Below are 5,557 nucleotides of genomic sequence, written 5' to 3' on the forward strand. Positions count from 1 at the left end.
ATCGCGATGGACCTGGTCCGGTGCGGCGCCTTGCTGACCGTTCCCGTCGCCTTCGCGCTGGGCGCGCTCGCCCCCGCCGGCCCCTCCTTCCCTTCCGTACGGCCGAGGCCGAGAAACACGAGGACTTGACGATGACCGTGACCGAACCGTCCGCTCCCGCACGCCAGGTCGTGCCCGCCGAGGAGCGGTACGCCGCCGAACTGGCCTTCCTCGCCGCCCAGGACACCGGCCCCCGCCCGCCGGGCTGGGCGCTGACCCCGCGCGCGGTGGTGACCTTCGTGTGCGGCAGCGACGGCGAGCGGCTGGCCCTGCCGGGGCGGCGCGCCGGGCTGCCGTCGAAGCTGGTGATCGCGCCGAAGTTCGTCGGCGAACGCGCCCTGGTGGAGCGCTGCGTGGTGACCCTGGCCGGGGAGCGCGGGCTGCTGCTCACGGGTGAGCCGGGCACCGCCAAGTCGATGCTGTCCGAGCTGCTGTCGGCCGCCGTGTCCGGCACCAGCGCGCTCACCGTGCAGGGTACGGCGGGCACCACCGAGGACGCCTTCCGGTACGGCTGGAACTACGCGCTGCTGCTGGCGCAGGGCCCGACCCGGCAGGCCCTGGTCGACTCCCCCGTGCTGGCGGCGATGCGGGCGGGGCGGGTGGTGCGGGTCGAGGAGATCACCCGCTGTCTGCCCGAGGTGCAGGACGCGCTGGTGTCGATCCTGTCCGACCGGCGGGTGAGCGTGCCGGAGCTGACGGCGACGCAGGACTCGGTGGTGTCGGCGGCCCCCGGTTTCACCGTCATCGCCACCGCCAACCTGCGCGACCGGGGCGTCTCGGAGATGTCGGCGGCGCTCAAGCGGCGCTTCAACTTCGAGACGGTCGGCCCGATCTCGGACCCGGACGCGGAGGCCGCGCTGATCCGCCGGCAGGCCGTCGCCGCCGTGGAGCGGGCGGGGGCGGCGTTCGGGGTGGACGACAGCGTGCTCGACGCGCTCGTCACCGTCTTCCGGGACCTGCGCTCGGGGCGCAGCGCGGAGGGCTGGGACGTGGAGCGGCCGGGAACGGTCATGTCCACGGCGGAGGCGGTGCAGGTGGCGGCCTCGCTGGGGGTGGCGGCCGCGTACCTGCCGGGCGGTGACGTGCTGGACCTGCTGCCGGGGCACCTGCTGGGCGTGGTCCGCAAGGACGACCCGGCCGACCACGGGCGGTTGCTGGGCTACTGGGACGGCCCGGTGCGCCGCCGCGCCGAGGACGGCTCGGCGATGTGGCGCCGGCTCTGGGACCTGCGCGGGAGCCTGCGTTGAGGCCCGCCGAGGACCCGAGGGAGGCCGTGGAGGCCCTGGCCGCCTCGCGCACCCCGTACCTGCTGGGCGTACGGCACCACAGCCCGGCGCTGGCCGCGGTGGTGCCGGCGCTGCTGGACGCCGCGGACCCGGAGGTGGTCTGCGTGGAGCTGCCGTCCGACTTCCAGCCGTGGCTGCCCCACCTGGCCGACCCGGAGACGGTCGCCCCGGTGGCGCTGGCGGGCCTGGGGCCGGAGGGCCGGCTGGCCTTCTACCCCTTCGCGGACTTCTCCCCGGAACTGGCGGCGCTCCGCTGGGCGCGGGACCGCGGCGTGGAGGTGCTGTGCTGCGATCTCCCCCTCGCGGACACCGGCTGGTCCCCCACCATTCCGGCCGGGGCGACTCCGCCGGCGCCCGGATCCGGCGCGGGCCCCGCCGCCGGGTCCGGCTCCGGGCCGGGCACCGCCGTGGCCGGGCCCTCCGGCGCGCCCGGGGCTGAACACGACCCGGCGGAGGCGGACGAGCGGGCGCGCCGGGACGGCGATGGCCGCGCCGCCGGCCGGCGGTCGTACGCGGACGGGCTCACCGCCGCCGGGTCCGGGCGGGACGGGGACGACATGTGGGACCGGGCCGTGGAGGTCCTGGCCCCGGGCTGCTCCCCCGAGGCCGTGCGCCGCGCGGCCCTCGGCGTCGGATGGGCCCTGCGTACGGACGCGGGCCCCGTCCCGGGGACGGACCTGGCGCGGGAGGCGCACATGCGGCGCGTCCTGGCGGCGGCCTCTGCGGGCGGCCGCCGGGTGGCGGCGGTCATCGGCGCCTTCCACGCCCCGGCGCTCCTGGCGGGCGCCCCGGTTCCGGGACCGCGCGGTGGCGGGGCCGGACCCCGGGCCGGGTCCGGGACCGATGGCGGGCCGACGGGGCACCTCGAGACCGGCGCCGGATCGGCGTCCGGGACGCCGTCCGCGGCCGGTGGCGCTTCCACGGCTGCCGACGGGATCGAGGGCCGGGCCCCGGCCGGGTCGGACGTCCCGGTCGGGCCTCCGGTCGGCGGGCCGGGCACGCGGGTCGGAGAGGTCTCGCCGGGGTACGGCCGGACCCTGGCCGGGGCCCGGGGCGAGGGCGGGGTGGTGACCTCGTTCGTCGCGTACTCCTACGATCTGCTCGACTCCCGCTCCGGGTACCCCGCCGGGATCCGGGATCCGCTGTGGCAGCAGGCCGTCTTCGAGGCGGGCGGGGATCCGGCGCGGCTGCGGGAGGCGGCTGCGGCGGCACTCACCCGGCTGTGCCGGGAGCTGCGCCGGGCCGGGCACACCGCGGGGACCGGGGAGGCCGCCGAGACCCTGCGCCTCGCCTGTGACCTGGCGGTGCTGCGCGGGCTGCCGGCACCCGGCCGGGGCGAGCTCCTGGAGGCCGTCACGACGGTGCTCGGGCAGGGCGAACCCCTGGGCCGGGGACGGGCGCTGGCCTCCGCCCTGGAGGTGGTGTTCGTCGGCACGGGCCGGGGCCGGACCACCCCGCACGCCCCGCGTTCCGGGCTCGGCCCCTCCGTGGAGGAGGAGCTGGCCGGCCTGCGGCTGCCGTCCCCGCAGGACCCGGCCCCGCGCGAGGTCCGCCTCGACCCGCTGCGCTCCGAGCTGGACGGGCGCCGCGAGGTGCTGCTCCAGCGGCTGCTGGTGTGCGGGGCCTCGTACGGGGAGCCCGTGGGGGTGGCCGCCACCGGCGACGGGACCGCCCTGGGGAGCAAGTGGCGGCTGTCGTGGACCCCTTCGGTCCCGGCGCGCCTGGACCTCGCGGGGGTCCGCGGCGTCACCGCCGCCCAGGCGGCCGCCGGCACGCTGCGCGACATCGCGCGCCGCCAGGCCGCCGAGGGCGGTCCGACGGCCGCGCAGGTGCTGACCGGGCTGGCCGCGGCCGCGCGCTGCGACCTGCCCGAGCTGGTCGACGTACGTCTGGAGGAGGCGGCCGCCGTGCTGCCGGAGGCCGCCGGGGTGACGGAACTCCTGGAAGCCGTCGACCTGTTGGAGGGGCTGCGGCGCGGCCACCTGCCCGGCGCCTCCGCCGGGGCGCGGGCCGTCGCCGAGGCGCTGGGCGGCGATCTGCTGGACGCCGCCGTACGGTCGCTGCCCGGCCTCGCGGGCAGCGACGACCCCGCCGACGCGGCCGCCCTGGTGGCCCTGTCCGACCGGGCCGCGGCCCGCCGGCTGGGGCTTCGGATGGACGCCGCGCTCGCGGAACTGGCGGACGGGGGAAGCCCGTTGATGCGGGGCGCGGCGCTCGCCGTACGGGTGCTGCTGGACCTGGATCCGGCGGCCGGGCTCGGTGAGCGCGCCGCCGCCTGGGTGGACGGCGCCGCCACGGCCGACGGCCGGCGCGCGCTGGCCCGCCGGCTCGCCGGGCTGCTCACGGCCGCCGGACCGCTGCTGGAGACCTCCCCGGCGGCGCTGGTGCCGCTGCTGGACCGGGTGGACGGCCTGGCCGACGGGGCGTTCCTGGAGCGCCTTCCGGCGCTGCGCGCCGGGTTCGACACGCTGGCCCCGGCGGCGCGGGACCGGCTGCTGGACACGGTGACCGAACGCCTCGGCGACCGCCTCGACCTCACCCTCGACGCCCCGCCGGCCCTCCTCGCCCTCTGGGCCGCCGCCGACGCGGCGGGCCTGGGCGCCCTGAAGGAACTCCCACTGCCGACGCCTCCGGCGGATGCCACGGCCGAACCCGCGCGGCCGGGACCGCCTGCGGGCCCGCAGGCCGACGCGGCGGCGCCCGCGCTTCGGGCGCCGGAGACGGGGACGACCGCCGCGACGGGGGCCGTCGTCGAGGCGGTGGAGACCGGCGGCGGGCGGCGGCTGGCGGCCGCCGACCGGTGGCGGCTGCTGCTGGGGCGGCAGCGCGACCGGCTTCCGGCCGGGGCGCACCGGTACGCCCGCGCGCTCGACGAGCTGTACGGCGCCGGGCGCGGGGAGGGCTCCGGGGACGTGGGCCGGTCCGGTTCCGGCGGCGGGGACGGGCCCTCGTTCCCGACGGCCCGCGAGTGGTCGCGGGAGCTGGAGTCGCTGTTCGGCGCCGACGTACGCGAGGAGGTGCTCGCGGACGCCGCGGGCGCGGGCCGTACCGACGTACTGGCCCAGCTCGACCCGGCCTCCGTCCGCCCCTCCGTGGAACTGCTGACCTCCGTGCTGTCGCTGGCCGGCGGCATGCCCGAGCAGCAGCTCGCCCGGCTGCGGCCGCTGGTGAAGCGGCTGGTCGACGAGCTGACGGCGCAGCTGGCCAACCGGATGCGGCCGGCCCTGTCGGGCCTGTCCACGCCGCGTCCGACCCGCCGCCCCGGCGGCCGGCTCGACCTGGCGCGCACCCTGCGGGCCAATCTGGCGCACACCCGGCGCCTCGACGACGGCCGGGTGGTGGTGGTCCCGGAGCGCCCGGTCTTCCGCACCCGCGCGTCTCGCGAGGCGGACTGGCGGCTGATCCTGGTGGTCGACGTCTCCGGCTCCATGGAGGCCTCGGTGGTCTGGTCGGCGCTCACGGCGGCCGTGCTGGGCGGGGTCCCGACCCTGTCCACGCACTTCCTCGCCTTCTCCACCCAGGTCGCGGACCTCACGGGCCGGGTCGCCGACCCCCTCTCGCTGCTGCTGGAGGTCCGCGTCGGCGGCGGTACGCACATCGCGGCGGGCCTCGCGCACGCCCGGACCCTGATCACGGTGCCGAGCCGCACGCTCGTCGTCGTGGTCAGCGACTTCGAGGAGGGCGGCCCGGTCGGCGGCCTGCTCGCGGAGGTCCGCGCGCTGGCCGCGTCCGGCGCCCACCTGCTGGGCTGCGCCGCCCTCGACGACTCCGGCACGCCCCGGTACTCGGTCCCGGTGGCGCGGCAGCTCGTCGCGGCCGGGATGCCGGTGGCCGCGCTCAGCCCTCTCGCCCTCGCCCGCTGGGTGGGCGACCGACTCCGTGGGGAGCCCTCATGACCAGCCCGCTGTTGCCGCCCGTCGCCGCCGAGGTGACGGCGGAGGCCGTGGAGGACCTGAGCGCCCGGCTGCGCAAGAAGCTCGACGCCGCCGTGGAGGGCTGCGGGGAGCGCGCGGAGGCCGGGGAGGACCGGAGCGTCACCATCCGGTTCGGTGAGGACGCGGTGGTCACGCTGCGTCCGGGGCCGTCGGGAGTGGTCGCGGAGGCGGCGCAGGCCGTCTGCACCTGCCTCCTGGCACCGCGCTGCCTGCACCGCGCGGCGGCCCTGACGGCGGCCCCGGTGGCGGAGGCGCGGCCCTGGCCGGGCGGGGTGGAGGACGGGGGTCCGGCCGCCG

General features: G+C 78.9%; 2 protein-coding genes and 1 pseudogene. All 3 read left to right on the forward strand.

The window, feature by feature from the left end:
• The first annotated feature begins 125 nt into the window (after positions 1-125).
• The gene (locus AB0O29_RS33795) at positions 126-1,286 is read left to right on the forward strand and encodes an AAA family ATPase (RefSeq protein ID WP_365159635.1); all 1,161 of its coding nucleotides are present in this window, start codon (positions 126-128) and stop codon (positions 1,284-1,286) included.
• Complete coding sequence (locus AB0O29_RS33800) at positions 1,283-5,221, forward strand: DUF5682 family protein (RefSeq protein ID WP_365159638.1); 3,939 nt, start codon at positions 1,283-1,285, stop codon at positions 5,219-5,221. Before AB0O29_RS33795 ends, AB0O29_RS33800 begins: the two co-directional genes overlap by 4 nt.
• Positions 5,218-5,557, forward strand: a pseudogene (locus AB0O29_RS33805) (hypothetical protein); the annotation flags it as partial. The gene AB0O29_RS33800 and the pseudogene AB0O29_RS33805, both read left to right, overlap by 4 nt.

It is taken from the genome of Streptomyces sp. NPDC089915 (assembly GCF_040684675.1).
Lineage (GTDB): Bacteria > Actinomycetota > Actinomycetes > Streptomycetales > Streptomycetaceae > Streptomyces.